Annotated in this window: 19 protein-coding genes and 1 pseudogene; 2 read left to right on the top strand and 18 right to left on the bottom strand. The window is 54.5% G+C overall.

The window, feature by feature from the left end:
* Window positions 1-4: 4 nt before the first annotated feature.
* On the bottom strand, window positions 5-1,174 hold the full coding sequence (locus AAGR22_RS17185) for a phage tail sheath protein (protein ID WP_345828704.1): 1,170 nt from the start codon (window positions 1,172-1,174) through the stop codon (window positions 5-7).
* 112 nt (window positions 1,175-1,286) lie between these two features.
* Here AAGR22_RS17185 and AAGR22_RS17180 point away from each other — a divergent pair, with 112 nt between their 5' ends.
* Entirely contained in the window at window positions 1,287-1,802 is a 516-nt protein-coding gene (locus AAGR22_RS17180) for a hypothetical protein (protein WP_345828703.1), read from the top strand.
* Between the two features lie 3 nt (window positions 1,803-1,805).
* Here the strand turns inward: AAGR22_RS17180 and AAGR22_RS17175 are convergent, their stop codons facing one another.
* The 6 genes from AAGR22_RS17175 to AAGR22_RS17150 are packed head-to-tail and all read right to left on the bottom strand — an operon-like array spanning window position 1,806 to window position 5,975.
* Complete coding sequence (locus AAGR22_RS17175) at window positions 1,806-2,399, bottom strand: tail fiber assembly protein (protein ID WP_345828702.1); 594 nt, start codon at window positions 2,397-2,399, stop codon at window positions 1,806-1,808.
* Window positions 2,399-3,538: a phage tail protein gene (locus AAGR22_RS17170; RefSeq protein ID WP_345828701.1), complete on the bottom strand. Its 1,140-nt coding sequence runs from the start codon at window positions 3,536-3,538 to the stop codon at window positions 2,399-2,401. Before AAGR22_RS17170 ends, AAGR22_RS17175 begins: the two co-directional genes overlap by 1 nt.
* Window positions 3,535-4,146, bottom strand: coding sequence for a phage tail protein I (locus AAGR22_RS17165; protein WP_345828699.1), 612 nt, complete (start codon window positions 4,144-4,146; stop codon window positions 3,535-3,537). The genes AAGR22_RS17170 and AAGR22_RS17165 overlap by 4 nt, the downstream gene beginning before the upstream one ends.
* Entirely contained in the window at window positions 4,143-5,057 is a 915-nt protein-coding gene (locus tag AAGR22_RS17160; protein ID WP_345828698.1) for a baseplate J/gp47 family protein, read from the bottom strand. The genes AAGR22_RS17165 and AAGR22_RS17160 overlap by 4 nt, the downstream gene beginning before the upstream one ends.
* On the bottom strand, window positions 5,044-5,400 hold the full coding sequence (locus AAGR22_RS17155) for a GPW/gp25 family protein (RefSeq protein ID WP_345828697.1): 357 nt from the start codon (window positions 5,398-5,400) through the stop codon (window positions 5,044-5,046). Before AAGR22_RS17155 ends, AAGR22_RS17160 begins: the two co-directional genes overlap by 14 nt.
* Window positions 5,397-5,975 (bottom strand): phage baseplate assembly protein V, encoded by a 579-nt coding sequence (locus AAGR22_RS17150; protein WP_345828696.1) that lies wholly within the window; start codon window positions 5,973-5,975, stop codon window positions 5,397-5,399. Before AAGR22_RS17150 ends, AAGR22_RS17155 begins: the two co-directional genes overlap by 4 nt.
* Before the next feature lie 180 nt (window positions 5,976-6,155).
* Between AAGR22_RS17150 and AAGR22_RS17145 the strand changes: the two genes are divergently transcribed.
* Complete coding sequence (locus AAGR22_RS17145; RefSeq protein ID WP_345828695.1) at window positions 6,156-8,117, top strand: AAA family ATPase; 1,962 nt, start codon at window positions 6,156-6,158, stop codon at window positions 8,115-8,117.
* 22 nt (window positions 8,118-8,139) lie between these two features.
* Here the strand turns inward: AAGR22_RS17145 and AAGR22_RS17140 are convergent, their stop codons facing one another.
* From AAGR22_RS17140 to AAGR22_RS17090, 11 genes and pseudogenes are all read right to left on the bottom strand, one after another.
* Complete coding sequence (locus AAGR22_RS17140) at window positions 8,140-8,586, bottom strand: phage virion morphogenesis protein (protein WP_345828693.1); 447 nt, start codon at window positions 8,584-8,586, stop codon at window positions 8,140-8,142.
* On the bottom strand, window positions 8,579-9,010 hold the full coding sequence (locus tag AAGR22_RS17135) for a phage tail protein (RefSeq protein WP_345828691.1): 432 nt from the start codon (window positions 9,008-9,010) through the stop codon (window positions 8,579-8,581). Before AAGR22_RS17135 ends, AAGR22_RS17140 begins: the two co-directional genes overlap by 8 nt.
* Window positions 9,011-9,017: 7 nt before the next feature.
* Window positions 9,018-9,263 carry an Rz1-like lysis system protein LysC gene (gene lysC / locus AAGR22_RS17130; RefSeq protein WP_345828689.1) on the bottom strand — a complete coding sequence of 82 codons (246 nt, stop codon included), beginning with the start codon at window positions 9,261-9,263 and terminating at the stop codon, window positions 9,018-9,020.
* Window positions 9,187-9,498, bottom strand: a pseudogene (gene lysB / locus AAGR22_RS17125) (Rz-like lysis system protein LysB); the annotation flags it as partial. The pseudogene lysB and the gene lysC, both read right to left, overlap by 77 nt.
* A 32-nt stretch (window positions 9,499-9,530) precedes the next feature.
* On the bottom strand, window positions 9,531-9,902 hold the full coding sequence (locus tag AAGR22_RS17120; RefSeq protein ID WP_345828687.1) for a DNZ54_00345 family protein: 372 nt from the start codon (window positions 9,900-9,902) through the stop codon (window positions 9,531-9,533).
* Window position 9,903: 1 nt separating this feature from the next.
* Window positions 9,904-10,413 (bottom strand): lysozyme, encoded by a 510-nt coding sequence (locus tag AAGR22_RS17115; protein ID WP_345828686.1) that lies wholly within the window; start codon window positions 10,411-10,413, stop codon window positions 9,904-9,906.
* Complete coding sequence (locus AAGR22_RS17110; protein WP_345831619.1) at window positions 10,394-10,609, bottom strand: hypothetical protein; 216 nt, start codon at window positions 10,607-10,609, stop codon at window positions 10,394-10,396. Before AAGR22_RS17110 ends, AAGR22_RS17115 begins: the two co-directional genes overlap by 20 nt.
* On the bottom strand, window positions 10,610-10,813 hold the full coding sequence (locus AAGR22_RS17105) for a tail protein X (protein ID WP_033786650.1): 204 nt from the start codon (window positions 10,811-10,813) through the stop codon (window positions 10,610-10,612). It lies immediately after the preceding gene.
* On the bottom strand, window positions 10,813-11,277 hold the full coding sequence (locus AAGR22_RS17100; protein ID WP_345828683.1) for a head completion/stabilization protein: 465 nt from the start codon (window positions 11,275-11,277) through the stop codon (window positions 10,813-10,815). Before AAGR22_RS17100 ends, AAGR22_RS17105 begins: the two co-directional genes overlap by 1 nt.
* A 99-nt stretch (window positions 11,278-11,376) precedes the next feature.
* Window positions 11,377-12,021 (bottom strand): phage terminase small subunit, encoded by a 645-nt coding sequence (gene gpM / locus AAGR22_RS17095; RefSeq protein WP_345828681.1) that lies wholly within the window; start codon window positions 12,019-12,021, stop codon window positions 11,377-11,379.
* Between the two features lie 3 nt (window positions 12,022-12,024).
* Window positions 12,025-13,197, bottom strand: a complete 1,173-nt coding sequence (locus AAGR22_RS17090; RefSeq protein WP_163843843.1) for a phage major capsid protein, P2 family — start codon at window positions 13,195-13,197, stop codon at window positions 12,025-12,027.
* Window positions 13,198-13,221: the final 24 nt, after the last annotated feature.

Raw genomic sequence — 13,221 nt, 5'->3', positions numbered from 1 at the left:
CTCCTTATGCGCTGACGCGGCTGCTGAAGTCGACCAGATACTGGTCAGTGATGCGCTGGCGCAGAAGCAGGTTTTCCAGTGGCGCCACCGGCGTGTAGTCGTAATCGATCATCAGCTTGCCCGCCTTGAGCGTGTCCTTGTCGTTCACGCTCTCGTCCAGCCAGCAGTCCGCGCCAATCAGATAGCCCTGATTCACCAGGCTGCGCAGCTTCGCGCGGATGCTTTCGATGATGTCGCGGGCCAGCGACGGGTTCAGCGCGCCGTCAACGGACCACATCTGCGCTTCTGCCATCGTGTCCATGAGCACCTGCGCTGTGCGGGTGTAACACTCAAACTGAAACAGCGCGTCATCACTGAGGCAGCGGGAACCCCAGAAGCGGAAGCCGTCTTTACGGATCAGCGTGGTGACGTCGTTCTGGTTCAGCAGGCCCGCATCAGTGGCCGGATCCTGCAGGTCCCAGAAAACGTCTTTTGAAATGCCGGTGACGCCGTTCACGCCAACGTTTGACAGGGACTTGTGCCAGCCGGTCTGCTCGTCGATTTTGGCGCGCAGGCCCAGCGCGCGGGCGGTGGCGTAGGCCGTCGCGTCCGCCTTCAGCACGGTGTCAAAGTTGATGAAGTCAGGCCAGATCAGCATCCCTTCGCGCTGGCTGAAATTGCTGCGGTAGGCAATCGCCTCTTCAACACTCCTGCAGCCGTAGGCTGACAGGTAGGCAAAGCCGCGCAGGCTCTGCGCTACGCTCAGAAGCTCGGTTGAGACAGCTTTGGTGTCATGGCCCGGCACGCCCAGAATGCGGGGCTTTACGCCGCAGACAGACTGCGCGGCCAGCAAAGCCTTCATGCCGGTGCGCTGGCCGTCGGTCACGCCGCCGATAATGTTGGCAGTGGTTTCCGCTTCGGTTTCGCCCTGCGGCACGCGCACGACGACGGTGACGGGTTTCGACTGATCAGCGATGGCGTCCAGTGAGCGGGCCAGCGTGCCTGATTCCCCGGCCTTACCGCTGGCGGTGAGTACGTCGGTTAACAGCACCGGGCGGTTAAGCGGGAAGATTGCCGCGTCAGCGTCGTCGCCGGTGCAGACCAGCCCGACAATCGCGGTGCTGACGGTGGTGATGGTTCGGGTGCCCTCGTTGATTTCCTCAACGCGCACGCCGTGGTGATAATCCTGTGCCATGTGGCGGTTCTCCTATGAAGGGGTTCCGCTATGGTCCTTTTATCTTACGTTTCAATCATGCAAATATCGTTGTATCGTAAATGGCACAAGATTTTAAATGGAAGGAGCCAAGATGTATTTCAGCGATATGACGATTTTTACTTTTCAGGTTACAGCTGCATTGATGATGGGATGGGACTATCTGATGCCTGCTAGATGGAGAGAAAAAATGAATAACAAATTAAAAAATCGATTTTTAACTATTCAGAGTAATGTTGATACTAAGATGATGGGTTTCATTAAAGAGATTACATCAGATTATAAAGCAATAATAGTATCAGTATTCATGATAACCTTAGGATTGGTTATGATTAACAATATCAACGTACTGATGAAAATTGGATATCCTTCTGTAGCTTTTGTTATATCTTTGATTGGTACCATAAGTTTAGCCTTAGGTGGATATTTTCTTTTAAACTTAGTGAGCAGTATAATATTGCACTTTTTTATTGGTGGAGTTATGCCTAGAATTTTACTTACATTTCTGATAATGACCGAAAAAGGCCCATTCGCGGGAATGGGTTTTATCGTTCTATTAATTTCTTTCTTCATGAGGTATCAGAACATAATTCATCAACCAATTAAGTAGTTATTAAACGTCCGGGCGAGGCGGCCAGCTAATTTTAGAATTGTGGGATATGTCGATATTTTGTAAGGCCTGAATATATTTCATCCATGAGATGAGCGAAGCCTTATCCTTATCGGTGATCATGTCCAGGCGCAGTTGCGTTTGCCATGCCTGAGTAATGCTGTTCGCTTCGGCAATCAGCAGGGCCTGCCGTTCTCTGGCTTCTTTGACAGCTGCCGCTTTCTCTTTAGCTGAATTAGTCACCCATTTTTCACCATCCCATTTATCCCAGGCGGTTGCAGGTTTAAGTGGTGTAGTGTCTGCCGGATAATCACCCGGTGCGTTAATCATCACTACTGCGCCGTCAGTGACTGAGTAAACCGTTTTTCCGCGATGATCGGCTACAGCCGTCCAGGCTCCATCCTGATAAATCGCTACGAGTCCGGCTTCAATAACGGGCGGTGCGGTGATGCAGGCATTAGCGGGAAGGCCTACACCCTGCGCCAGATACTCATCATTTGAGCCAGTGAACTCGCCGCTTATCGCATCAAAATTATAAATCGTCAGTGTGCCGGCCGATTTTGCCAGGCCGTTTTTATCAAGTGTTACCTTAGCCATTATGCGGCCCTCACAATGTAGTTAAATGCCACGTTACGCGGGCGTGCTGTAATCCATACAGCAAAACCCGGAATGCCTGCCTGCAATTGAGTGGCCTGGATTGAGTTGTCACTTAGCACTGATCCTAACGTCCCATTGTCCGGGGTTTTCGCATCTGAAGGCTGAATTTTTGAAACTGAATCTGGCTGGTTAAACGCAGTGCCTACCGTAGCCCCGGTAGTCGTTGCATCAATGCCGGGATAATCCACAGCAGCCGTTCTCAAGCCAGTGGCTGCCTGTGGGGTAATCAATGCACGTCCGGTATCAACGCCGCGACCATCATCCCAGCCACGGATAAACTCACCACGAAGATCAGCCAGCTTAAGCGCCGGATAAGCCAGCGCCAGCTTCGGGTATAGCGTGCCGCTGAAGCTTGCACCGTTACTTTTCAGAAAGACCATGCCAGCCATTGAGGGAAAGAGTTCATCAGGCATTTTTGTGTGAGGCCAGGGGAATGGCGAACCGATAACGGGCGCGCCTTCGCCTAAACCGAGGTTTTTGAGAAGCTCAGCAATCAGACCGGCGTCTTTGATTTCTGCCAGCGCATTCGCTGTCTGCAGGTACTGGTCATGCGGGTTTTCAGCCGCAAGATGATCCGCCAGTAACTTATCGGCGTAGTGGCGTACCGTCAGGATACTGTCATCCACATACTTCCGCGTTGCCAGCACCACCGACGGGTCAATCTTCAGGGTAATGGCGTCGGTGCTGTTAATGATCAGAATCATGCGCACGGTCTGCGTGCGGCCGCTGCCTTCCTGCAGCGCGGGCTTGTAGGTTTCGGGCGTGTTACAGACCGCAATCAGCGTGCCGTCCGCGTCAAACAGCCCCATTTCCCGGATCCAGAATCCGCCCTCCGTTTCAGGGATCACCTGCTCAGCAATCACCTGGCTGGCATTGGCCGCATCAATGCTCAGTGAATTAATGGCGGCGCGGCGCACCTCGTTAATTAGCTTAGTCTGGCTGGCGTTCGGTGTCGGCAGCGTGCCGCCGCCATCCCCCACGGCCATCTGTGAGATGTTCAGTTTTGTGCCGAGCGCGGCAGCGTTGGCAATCTTCGCCGCGCCCAGGTTGGTTACGATTGCATAGTATTTTTGTGTCATGGTCCCACTTCCATCAGGTCAATAACTTGTACCGCCGCGCCGCCATAAGCCGCGCCGCTGACGGAGATAATTTCCGGGGTGTACGGGTAAACGGTCAGGTCATCACCGTCATAGCTGACTGCTGCCATGCGTGTTTCGCCGCTGACCTGCAGGTTAATGGACATTCCCAGCAGGTGACGGCTGCAGGGTTTTGCATCGCTGATCAGCCGCTCAAGCTCCTGATAGGTTTCTTCAGTAATGCCCTGGTCCTGCACGCCAATATCCAGCCGGAACGTGCCGGGCGGCTCATTGGTTTTCCACCACTCAATTACCCGGATCAGGAAGCCGAACGGCTCCACTACGCGGCGGATGGCGCTGATAGTGCCTTTGTGCTGATGAATATAAAACGCATCGCTCACCACCTGCCGTTTGACGCTCTCAGCCCAGCTTTCGTCCCAGCGGTCCACCGAGAAGGCCCAAGCCAGATAAGGCAGAAAGCTCACCGGGCAGGTGGCCGGGTTCCACAGGTCGCGCAGCGGCACGTTCAGCCCGGAAATCCCGCTGCACGCCCGTACCAGGCGGCGCTCCAGCGCAGATGAACCGGGCGGCATCAGGCTGCTGTTGCTCATGTCACCCCCAGATCGCCCGCCACGGAAATGTCCGTACCGGTGCAGTAACCCGCCTGTGTGCGGTCCATAATGATGTCCTCCGCCGGTTCGGTGATTTCCACCCAGTCCACACCGGCCACGCGCATCACCGCTCCGTAGGACTCACGCCGCACGCTGCGCCCCAGCTTTTTCTGTTCGGTAAGGTAAGCAGCCAGATTAGCGTTTGCCGCCTCAAGGCATGGACCGGCGGCCACACCATCGAACAGGTGTAGCCTAGCCTTAACGCTGTAGTTGCGAATGGTCGTCCCCTGAACCGTCACACGGTCGGCAACCGGTCGCACGCTGTCGGCGCTTAGAGCGGTATTCACTGTAGTCAGCAAATCAGGTGCCGCCGTGCCATCGTCTTCGCGGCTCAGGACAGTGATCAGTACTGTCGCCGGTGACGGGCTGATGGCGGACACGTCCTGCACCCGGCCATCGGCGCTTTTAGCGTGAAACTCATATGCGCCCGTCGGTCCGGCCACGCTCAGCCCCTCAAACGCCTCCGGCACGCGGACGCGCAGCGCATCGTCCGATTCCATTACCGCATCCACCGGCGGCACCGCATCGGGATTCGCAGGTGTAATGATCAGGCGCTTCACGTTATTGCGCGCGGCCTGCTGGTCCAGATCGCTGCCGATGGCGTAGGCCACCATCACCGCCTGCGCCGCCTCGTTAATGCGCTGGCGCAGCAGGATTTCGCGGTAGGTGTTTTCCTGCAGGCTTTTCACAATCGGCTCAGACTCCAGCGCCAGCACGCGGCGCATGGCGGCCTGTTGATCCGTCGGATAAAGTGCAATCAGCGCCTCTTTGCGCTCAGCCAGCAGCGATTCAAAGTCCGGCACCCCAATAATCTGCGGTGCGGGCAGTTGGGAAAGGTCAATTACTGCCACTGTTCACCCCCGTTGGTACAGACATAGCAACCGGCGAACCGTCATCCCGCTGGGCGGTCAGCTCAACCACCATAGAGCCGTCAAAGTCGCTGGTAAGGTTTACGGTGCTCAGCCTCACGCGAGGTTCCCAGCGGCTGATGGCAACATACACCGCCGCCATTACCTGCAGGCGGATCACGTCGTTCTGCGGCTGGTCAATCAGTACCGACAGCAGCGAACCGTAATCACGCCGGGCGATTCGGCTGCTTTCAGGGGTGATCAGGATGTCGCGCACGCTCTGCCGGATGTGATCGATGTCGGTGATAGCTTCGCCGATGTCGCGGTTCATGCCGAGGTACATCATTGCGGGCCTCCTGACGAATCGCTGCCACACTTAACTTTGTTGTGTAAGTGCTTATCAGCAATCACGCCGTTAGAACTCATTGAGCCGCCGCCGTGGGTCACATCGCCGTTCATCGTGGTGTCACCGTTAATCCGTGTCTGGCTGGCCTCTATTCCCAGCGCATCGGTAATCAGCTGAATGCCGTCTGCCGCTTCAATGCGCACGCTTCTGATGTCCTTTATCAGCAACTGGCCGGTTTCCGGCTCGTACTGAAACCAGCCGCCGTCCTTAAACACGGTAGTGGTGCCGTCTTCTGAATAGTCAGGCGGCGGGAAGGCTTCGGAATAAATGGCGGGCAGCGCAAAAGCGGTTTCAAGATTGCCGTCCAGGCTCAGCAGCACGACCTGTTCCCCGACGGTGGGCTTCCACCATGTGCGTGTATTACCGGCGCGCAGGGTGAGCCACTTAATCCAGTTAGTTTCGAGGTCGCCCGTTTTCACCCGGCACAGCCAGTTCACCGGGTCCACTTCGGACACAATGCCGGTGCGGATCAGGTTGGTGATAAGGCGCATGATTTCGGTTAATTGAATGCTCATGTGCCATATATTGCCAGCAAAGGGGGTTGCATAACATTCTGACTAATTGTGTGAAGTTCTACACAAAAACAGTAAAACTACCAAATTTAGTAACAGCTTAAATTACAAGTGGACAATTCCTAATAAATTACTGCATAGTGCGCTATTGATTAGAGAAATTTATCTATGGAGGTGTATAAATTGAACACATCGAATCGTTCCAAACTATTGAGTCTGACAGTCAGAAATATCGGCTGTATAGGAGAGAAACCGGTAAAAATATCACTTGATAGAGTTGTTTGTCTTGTAGGAAAAAACAATGCTGGCAAAACAACTGTACTAAGAGCATATGAGCTAGCTCGCGGAGACGAACCCTTCATAGCTTCACGAGATAGGTCTTTACTGGCAAAAAGTGATTCTCCCTCTGAAATAATATTAGATATACATATCCCTGAAAATATTGCCAATATCAATAGCGAATGGAAAATTATTGACGGAGATCTTAAAATTGTTCGTAGTAGATGGCAATGGTTACCACCCGATTATAAGGCTGTTAGGACAACCTGGCACCCTAAAGGTGGTGAGAACGGGAATGGAGGTTGGTCCGAGGATAAAAAGGCGGGAGGGCTTGATAATGTTTTTAAATCAAGACTCCCTAGAGCAATAAGAGTTGGCTCACTCGACGATGCAGAAAAAACCGAGAAAACATTATTATCGTTAGCTCTGCAACCTTTAATAGATAAACTCAACTTAGAAAAGTCAGAAGCAGAATCAAAATTAACGAATGCTATAAAATCCATTTCAGAACATATAAATCAAGCCACACAATCTCATCAGGACGGCTTTAATAATATATCTCAACAAGTTACTGATGGATTTAAAAGTGTTTTTCCTGAGTTAAGTGTTTCTTTAAACATTCAATCAGGCCCAATGATCATTGATACTGAAAAGTTAGTGAAAACTGGCTCAGGAATAACGATCCAAGATGGAGATTTAAATACAACCCTTAGTCAGCAAGGCACAGGGGCAAGAAGGGCTCTTTTCTGGGCTATGTTACAGGTACACAACCAACTTGAGCGTGAATCCGAGATTAGAGTGAGTTACAGGAAAAAATTGTGTGATGAATTAGCTGCATTGGAAAAAGAAAAAGTTAAAAAAAGCATTAAGGCTGAAAGAATCCATGAAATCTCTGCTCGAGAAAATGTCCTATCAGCTCTAACAAAGCAACATGATGAAGGTTCAGCTATACCAGTTGATGAGGAGGATCCAGCTCTGCCTGGCTACTTACTATTAATTGACGAGCCTGAAAATGCTTTACATCCTCTTGCAGCAAAGGCAGCACAAAGACATCTTTATAATCTTGCTGAAAATCCGGATTGGCAAGTTATTATGACTACACATTCTCCATATTTCATAAATCCATTTGAAGACCACACAACCATTATTCGTCTTGAGAAAAGTCAAGGTAAAGAAAAAGATGTTACTGTTAGAACTTACCAGTCAGAAAATGTCACTTTTGTTGGAGATGAAAAATCAAGGTTACATGCCTTACAACAAATTGACCCTAGCTTGTCTGAAATATTTTTTGGCTCATTCCCAATCATAGTTGAGGGTGATACAGAGCATGCTGCATTTATAGCAGCAATTATTGATGAAAAGCATGATATATTAGATAAAGTAACAATCATAAGAGCGCGAGGGAAATCCATTCTAACGCCTTTGATTAAGGTTATGAATCACTTTAAAATTCATTTCAGTATGATACACGACTGTGACTCGCCGTTTAATAAAAAAGGAAACAAAAATGGCATGTGGACTGAAAATGAAAAGATAAGAAATGCAATTCTTGATTCTAGGAAAAATGGTTTAATCGTTAGGCACCGTGTCAGCATTCCTGATTTTGAGCGCTTTCTTGATGGTGATGAAGAAAGTAAGGACAAACCATTAAATGCGTTTACAAAAATAAAAACAGATCCGGAATTAAAGTTGAAAGTTCAAAAGCTTTTAAGGGACTTAATTGAAGGTGATGATCATGATTGTATTGATTCCTCGTTATTTATTGAGGAATCCGATTACCTTGAAGCTCTGCAAGATCACGTTTGCAATTGGGCTAAAGATAAGGGGCTTCATGATGAAATTAGGTACTTTGGAAAAGTTGAATAATTAGCTGATATTTAAAGCTGGCTCAAGAATTGAGCCAGCTTAACAGTAGAGCATGAATTGATAACATAGTGTCTTCACCAAACCCAAGTAAAGAACGCTCAGCATATTTCACCATCGGTCCGCGACGGCTTACCCGGTCGCGCAGGCCGTAGTGGTGAACGCGGGCCAGCCGCTGCACTCCCGGAACAAAGGCAACATCAGCAGCGTCTGCATTCGCCTGCGCCTTCAGATACTTTGCCGTTTTCAGCTTTGCGAACATGCCGCGACGGATGCGCCCCTTTTTGCTGCGGGCGCTGACGCGGCGCGGCTCCCATGTGGTGCCGTCCGGGGAACGCTGCGCGGTGATGTTTGCCTGCTGAATGCTGCGCACGTCGTGTGCCACCTCGCGCAGCATCTTTTTCCGGGCTGCCGGTTCCAGCTGTGAGAGAAGCGCAGCCAGCCAGGCATCCACTTCATGCAGTTCAGCCATGCTTCACCGTCCAGAATTCCTCCGGCGCGTCCGGCTCCGGTACCGCTTCGATATGTGCCTTGCCGTTCTCAACCGTCGCTATCACGCGCTCGGTCAGCTTCAGGTCCATGCTGATGTCACAGCGGTCATTTGCCAGAATATCGACCTCAAACGAAAACAGCTTTTCTCGCGCCTCGCTGTTCTGCAGCGCGTCGGGCTGGTTTTCCCGCAGCCACAAAAGCACCGGGGCCATCAGTAGATTCTGGTCGCCGGTGAAGTCGGTGATCACCACGTTCAGCGTGTAGCGATACTCCCACAACAGGGACGCGGCGGACGTGGCGACCAGCTGGCCGCTGTCCACGAACAGGTGCAGGCAGTCCGGGTTTTCGGCAACGTAGGGGACCGACTTATTCAGTGCGCTGCGTAAGGGCTGCGGCTTGTTCATCGTCTTTTTACTGACAGCTGATGATGGTATCGACCTTACCGGCACATGCCGCCCAGGCGGCCTCCGTTTCGTCCAGCAGGGCCAGAAGGTCGCCGTTAGTGCGCGGCGCTGCCGGGTCCAGCTGGCAGCGGGTGATTTTCGGACAGCCACTGACGGTAAGATTCACCTCCTGAGAGGGCCGGTCGCTGGTGCAGCCGGACAACAGGATCAGGCAGAGTGGTATCACTCCAGCGGCGCAGGTCTTCATTTTCACGTTTCAGCTCCTCAATCTTTCGCTGCCGGTCACGCAGCAGCTGACCGTTGCGTTCGGCGGCGGCGTAAAGCTGCGTCTGCGCCTGGCTGCTGGTCTGCGTAAGGATATTCAGGGCAATCAGCTGGCTGTTTTTCTGGCTCAGCTTTTTGCCCTGGCCCGCAATGGTGGTCTGCTGCGCATTGATTCTGCCGTGGGCGCTGCTCAGCCGGTAAGACTGCACGCCGGTGATGACCATGAGGATCAGCACGATGGCGATCAGTACCCGAATCATGCTGCCGCCCGTTCAAGTTCAGACCTGATCATCCGGCGATAAAAAACCGCATGAATACCGGCAAATGCCGCCAGCTTCCAGCCCGTGTCCCACATCACCACCGCAATAAATACGCGGTGATACCATCTGAGCGACACGCGGTCAGCCAGCTGCGCAAACCTCAGCAGCCATGCAAACACCAGCTTACGTTCGCCGCCGGTCAGGGCGCAGGCGTACAGGCCGGAAAACCCGATAACGGCCCAGGCGAAGAAGTCAGCCCACAGCAGCGCCGCCAGCGGATAGCCCGCGAAGCTGCCGTGACTGATGCTGACCAGCGTCAGCAGGACGGTGAGTAACGCCGTAAACCACCATTTTTTAACCATCTGCATTTCAGACTCCTTTAAGGCACCAGGCCAGTTCATGCCCGCGCCGGTTATCCAGCCCCTGATTGAATACGCCCTTTACGTACACCCATCGCGGCAGCTGGTAACACGCCTCGCGCCACTGGCCCTTTTTCAGCAGCGCCACCATCGTGGAGCCGCACACGTTGCCGGTGCCAACGTTGAACGCCAGCGACACCAGCGCGTCATAAACCTGCTGCGGCATGGAGACCGCCACGCAGCGCGCCAGTGCCGCCTCAGTGCGTAACACGTTGGTGATGAAATTCCCCGCCGCCTGCCGTTCCGTGATGGACTTACCCGGCACAACGCCGGAGGTGTTGCCGATCCCGTCGGTCCACTTTCCCGCGCTGCACTGGTACGGCTGCAGGCGGCAGCCCTCATAGTCGGCAATCAGCCGCAGCCCCTCCACGGAGGTATGCAGCTGCTGAAAACCGGGCATCGTGGCGGCCAGCGCCAGCACCACACCCACGGCGCAGCGTTTAACGGTTTGCAGATTCATATTCACTCCGCGTAATGCGCCCGCTAGCCAGAAGCTGATAGGTTTTGCGTTTGTAGTACCAGCTGATAAGCGCCATCAGCTGGCCGATGAATACCCCGGCCACGGTGGACATGTCTTTCAGGTCCATGCCACCCAGCCACGCCATCACTATTGCCATGCACCACGTGATAAAGGTGCTGATTTTTTCCCACATGATTCAGTCCCAAAGCTGGACGGCCTGCACGGTGGCCGTCGCTGTCACGTCCGGCAGCTCCACTTCCAGCCCGTGCGGTAAGAGGGGACCGTGCTCCGCCAGCCCCGGATTTGCCTGCAGCACCTGTTCCGTCATGCCCTGCGTGCGCCCGTAGTGACGCCAGCAGAGTGCGTCCACCGTGTCATACTGCTGCGCACGCACTTTCATCAGATAAGCTCCACGGTGCAGTGCGGCATGCCCTGCACGCGGCTGATGGCCCAGCGCGCATCGCGCCAGAGATCGCCGCTGGCATCACTCAGTTCTTCGCCGCGCTTCACGGCGGAGGCGGTGGCGTCAAAGTCCTGATAGCGCTCGTTCAGCACCGCGCGCGTCCAGCACCAAACCGCATTCATGTAGTGATGCAGGCGCACGCTCTCACCGGCCAGCTTCTCCGCCGGAACGTCTGCCAGGCCGTTATGACCGGCAAGCTCCTGCTGCTCACGCCACGGATAAAGCTCCGCGTTAACCTCCGCCATTGCGGTCAGCACCACCTGACGCAGACGCTCCGGCGTCACGGTGCCGTCAACGCGCATGACGCTGCGGAACTTCGCCAGATCGACATCCGGCCAGAATGAGTTATTGGGGATGATGTCCGGCGCTGCCGTCGCCTTCTGTGGCGCGATAAATTCCATTGCTCTGTTACTCCTGAATAGGTGGGCGGTGGACGGGGTTTTGATGCGGCGCTGCCTGTCGCCACCCCGTGCCGCCCCGCGCGTGGGCACGTCCGGTTATCAGCTGGCGTTACGGATTTTCCGCTCCAGCTGCTCAATGTCTTTTTTAACGCCGCATTTTTCGTCCAGCTGCAGGGCGCGCTTAAGATGGTTCAGCGCGGATGCAGGGCTGCTTTCCGTCAGCACCCAGCCGACAGACTTGTGCAGACGGGCGCGTGACTGATCGGGCATGTCGTGTGCGTCGACCACCTCCAGCGCCTCCAGCAGCAGGGCCGGATCAAAAGGCGTCTTTGCGAGGATGGCAGCCTTTGCCGCGTCGGCAATTTCTTCGGCCAGCACCGTCGCCGTGGTGCGGCTTCCCAGCGGCATCGCCCAGCCGTGTTTCAGCGCGTGGCGGCCAATCGCGAGCGCACCGGCATAGTCACCGGCGTCAACGCGCCACAGCATCACGTACATCAGCACGTCGTCCTGCTGCGCGCCGTCCGCGCTCAGCACGCCCTCAGCCCAGGCGGCGTACTTCGGCAGCACCTCCACCTTGATTTCGGCCTTTCGGACGTTGGACTGAATGCCCTTGAGGCGGCGGCGGTCTTCGTTCAGCTGCAGCAGCATCAGGTCATAGCCCTTTGTACTGCGGCCACTGCCGCCCGACCGGGCGGCCTCCTGTGCCTGAATAAACCGCGTATGAGCGCGGAAAGGATTGGTCACGGGTTACGCTCCGGCGTTCTGGTCAGCGCCAGCGCTGCCGGTTGAGTCACCCGCGCCGCTCATGGACTTCACCACGCTGGCCGCCACGGCGGCGATGCGTGCGATTTCCGCTTCGCTCATTTCGCCCGGCTCTTTCTCCGGCTCCTGCTCCAGCAGCTCGATGTTTTCCACCAGGCAGGTGCAGTCGTAGTCCTCAACCACGTAAGCCTCGTTAACCGACTCAAGGTTTTCGATGCGGTCACGTTTCGGGTTGTCGATGATCGATCGGCGGCGGGTTTCTTCCTGCCAGTAGATGGACAGGTTATCCAGGCGGGTGATCAGCAGCGCATTCGCCGGAAAGTACGGGGCGCGGACCGCCTGCAGGCCGCCGATGCGCTTCTGGCTGATGATCAGATCAGCGGCCAGCGCTTCGGTGTTGGGCTGGCTCTGGTTGACCAGCGGGAAATACTTATCAGCCAACAGCTGGCGTCCGCAGATAACCACCAGTTCGGTGTCGTCCTGATACTGCACGCCGATTTTTTCCGACACCGCACCCATCACCACGGCGTCAAGGTTACGGAACAGGCCGTTTTTACCCACGGTGATTTTGTCCGACACCACTTTGCCGTCGTCACCGATGTGCTGACCCAGCACCTGCGCCGGTTTTTCCTGGCGGATTTTTTCCAGCCAGCCGATATTCACGTCCTGCAGCAGCGGGTTCTGCACGCGGTTGGAGGTTTTCTCACGCTTCAGGCCGTTGAAGCCGATCATGATGCGGTCCAGCGCCTGACGCTTCACGATGGCGTCACGGATGCGCACCTGGAAATCGCTGAACTTCGCCCACATGTCCAGCTTTGAATAAGGCAGCGCCGTGTCAAAGTTGGTCTGCGTACATTTGTAGCCGTCGCCGTCGATGTAGGTCGGATCGGTCGGCTCGCGCTCTTTCTGGGTGGTATCGGTGGTGCCTGCAATAGTGGTGCCGATCCCCAGCCCCAGCCGTTCGCCGCTCTGCTCACTGACCGGCATGATGTTGATGGCCTGCAGGAACGCGGACGACTCCTGAATTTTGCTTTCCAGCGTCTGCGACACGGATGGCTCAATGGTGAATTTGCTGTTCAGCGCGGACAGATCAATCTTGTTGATTTCTGCCAGCACCGACATGTAAGCATTCAGCTTAAAACGGGTAGTATTTTTCATCGCTTCGCTTTCTCAGTTCGTTAA

It is taken from the genome of Erwinia sp. HDF1-3R, assembly GCF_039621855.1.
Lineage (GTDB): Bacteria > Pseudomonadota > Gammaproteobacteria > Enterobacterales > Enterobacteriaceae > Erwinia.
The sequence above is the reverse complement of the archived record's forward strand: the minus strand, read 5'-3'. Positions and strand labels throughout refer to the sequence as shown.